This is a genomic window from Salipiger sp. HF18 (genome assembly GCF_011806505.1).
Taxonomy (GTDB): Bacteria; Pseudomonadota; Alphaproteobacteria; order Rhodobacterales; family Rhodobacteraceae; genus Salipiger; species Salipiger thiooxidans.
This window is the reverse complement of the sequence record NZ_JAATOS010000819.1, coordinates 1-1,092: the sequence shown is the minus strand read 5'-3', so window position 1 is coordinate 1,092 and position 1,092 is coordinate 1. Positions and strand designations below refer to the sequence as shown.

The window sequence follows — 1,092 nt, the reverse complement described above, 5'->3', positions numbered from 1 at the left end:
GTCAGCTTGTCCGGGTCGAAATCATAGCTCTTGGGCGTGGTGGCGTTGGCCTCGAGCCGCGCCGCCGAGAGCCCCAGCGCCCGGGTCAGCCGTCCCGCCGCGGCGCTGGTGCCGTTGCGGAAGCGGGTGCTGCTGCTGAAGGTGCCCGCACCCTTGACGCCGGGATGGATGCGCGAGCGGTCGGCAATGGTTGCGGCGGTGGGGCCGGGGACCGCCCACTCCGCGCCCTCGCCGGTGTAGACCGAGGGCACGATCAGCCCCATCTCGCGCGCCAACTGTGCGGCGCCGGTGTGGAACACCTGCCGCGCCGTGGACGACGCCAGCGCGTTGAACGTGCCCTCGTGCCGGATCACGCAATCGGGCAGGAGCTTGCGGTGGTCGAGGTTTTCCGCGCTCCAGCCATAGGCCTTGTCGTTGTCGAAGTAGCTCTGCCGTGCCTTCGGACGGTAGCCGATGAGGCTGTCGTCGCGCTGGATCTGCAGGATCAGGCTGAGCGGTCCCTTGCCCTTGTAGCGGCACACCAGCTTCCAGGTGCCCGCAGGCGCCAGCGGCTCGTTGAAGGCCGAGGCGGTGGGCGAGAGCGCCAGCAGGTAATAGGGCCGCTGCACCGTCTCGGGGTCGAGATGGCGCTCGGGCACATGGTAGATCCGCCCGACGGTCTTGCCATCGAGCTTGAGATCGCGCGAGCAGCCCGGCGGCACCGGCCCGAAGCCCGAGGCGGGCCCGGCGGGCGTCTCGAGCGACAGCGACACGTCCTTTAGGCTCTGGCCCGGGATCGGGCGCACCTCCATGTAGGTCTCGGTCTGGTCGCCGGTCTGCACGATCCAGTCGATGCTCTGCTTGCCCCGGCGCTCGTAGTCGAGCCGCGCCACCAGCCGCTTGCGGTAGTCGTTGCCGAAGGACCAGACGATGCGCACCGGCTGGTTCTTCACGCGCTCCCAGGCCTCGGCCTCGCGGGTGATCTGGTAGTCGGCGAAGCGGGTGCCGTCTTTGGGACCTGCCAGCATCCCCAGCGACAGGTTCACGATGACCGGCGCCGTGGGGTCGATGACATGGGCCTGCCGCAGCACCCAGCGCACCGCCTGGATCAAG

At 69.5% G+C, this 1,092-nt stretch carries 1 pseudogene; it reads right to left on the bottom strand.

Annotated elements, in window-relative coordinates:
- A pseudogene (locus HC022_RS27240) lies at positions 1–1,092 on the bottom strand (hypothetical protein); the annotation flags it as partial.